2 protein-coding genes are annotated in these 1,587 nt (G+C 63.2%); both read right to left on the reverse strand.

The annotated features are described in order from the left end of the window. Positions 1-63: 63 nt before the first annotated feature. Positions 64-552 (reverse strand): site-specific integrase, encoded by a 489-nt coding sequence (locus tag ELR45_RS08370; RefSeq protein WP_129665014.1) that lies wholly within the window; start codon positions 550-552, stop codon positions 64-66. A gap of 24 nt (positions 553-576) precedes the next feature. Further along, positions 577-1,224, reverse strand: coding sequence for a hypothetical protein (locus ELR45_RS08375; RefSeq protein ID WP_129665016.1), 648 nt, complete (start codon positions 1,222-1,224; stop codon positions 577-579). Positions 1,225-1,587 lie beyond the last annotated feature (363 nt).

The raw sequence follows: 1,587 nt of genomic DNA on the forward strand, positions 1-1,587 counted from the left end.
CCGGCTGTCGCCGGCTGAGAGCGGCAAACTACGGGTGTTTACGGCAAATACACGGCCAAGTTTTCACCCTTCGCGTGCGTGGCCGAGGGCGTCTTCGATCTTCGAGCGAAGCCGGGTAGCGTCATCGTCGATGCACTTGGCGTAGATCTTGAGAAGGACGTCGACGGAGTGCCCGGCCCATTCGGCCACTTGAGTTGGCGGGACGCCGGCGTTGATCCACGTGGACACCGCGGCGTGGCGGAGATCGTAGGGCGTCGCGGCGAGAGGCGTCTTCACTGCGGGCTCAGCTAGCACTGTCTTGCGGGCATGTGCCCAGACTCGTCTTACGGTGAAGCTAGGCAGGTGGTCGGTGTTGTGCTCGCCGACAAACAGCCGTCCGTCTGGTGTGGTCCCGAACCTTTCGATGTGCTCGTGTAGCATCGCGGTCAGCTCGGGAGGGACGTCCTCACGGACACGCCAACCGATTCGCGTCGTCAGTTCTCCGGGTCGCCCGCTGGAGTCGCCTCGTACTCGCTCCAGCCCGCCTTGTCGCCGAGCAGACCCGGTGGCCATGCAGTGGCGCCAGCCACAGGTGCGTCAAACCCACTGGCAACGACGGCGCATCCGCTGGCGCGCCGTCGCCGAATCCCAAGGCATCGAAAAGTGAGAAGGGAGGTCGTACACTCCTACGACGACAAACAGATATCGCTCGTCGGCACGGGTCCGTTTCAACTTGGCGACGTGGCGCCGAAGGAGAGGCGTTTCGAACGCCGCAGTTAGTTCCCCGTCGAGCTGGCTGAAGGTCTCGTCCGTAAAGCCACCCAAGCCGGGTTGCGTGATCATTGCCCGTCGGATGTGGTCGCCATCAATGGCCGGCACGGTCGGACAGCCCCACATCCGCACAGACGACTCTCGCGTCAGCCATCGCACGTCGGCGTCGACGTCGGCGCAAGGAAGGACGTTCGGTTCTGTCACCCCTAGGCCCTCGCACATCAGCACAATCTTGTCGAAGACCTGACGAAGCCCGGGCAGATCCGAAGGGTCTTCGATCCAGATGCTCCACCACCACTTGCCGGGAAGAGGCCAGCCGAAGCGATCGCGGCTGAGCAGCTGGACAAGGTGGAGAGAGGCACTGCCGTCGGTCGCCAGGTGGGTTACCTCGAACGCGGCCTGTCGGCCATCGGTGTACGTGAGGAATGCGTCAACGGCACCCTGCCGAGGCGGGACGTCATGCGGGGTCGCCACGACCCCGAGCGCACGCTCGGCGATCCGGCACGCCCACTGCTCAACCCGATCCAGACCCTCAAGATCCTGTGACATGGCCATAGCACATCATGTAGGGACGATGACCGTGTACACGTATGACGTGACCGCGTTCGCATGTGGATGCGGCGACTGTTGAAGGTCTCGTGGAAGTCGAGGTGTAGTGCGCGGGAAACCACCGAGGGTTGCCTTGGTCGCGTCCGTGTGCGCCCGCGATAAGACGATCACGTCGACACACTTGTCAACGGCAGCTGAATCTTGAGCAGATATCGGCAGGGTGGTTTCCAGCTTGCCGCACCCTGCTCAGTATTCGCCTGGCTGGAAACCACCCTGCCGCCGACAACA

Source organism: Phytoactinopolyspora endophytica, from assembly GCF_004138495.1.
Lineage (GTDB): Bacteria > Actinomycetota > Actinomycetes > Jiangellales > Jiangellaceae > Phytoactinopolyspora > Phytoactinopolyspora endophytica.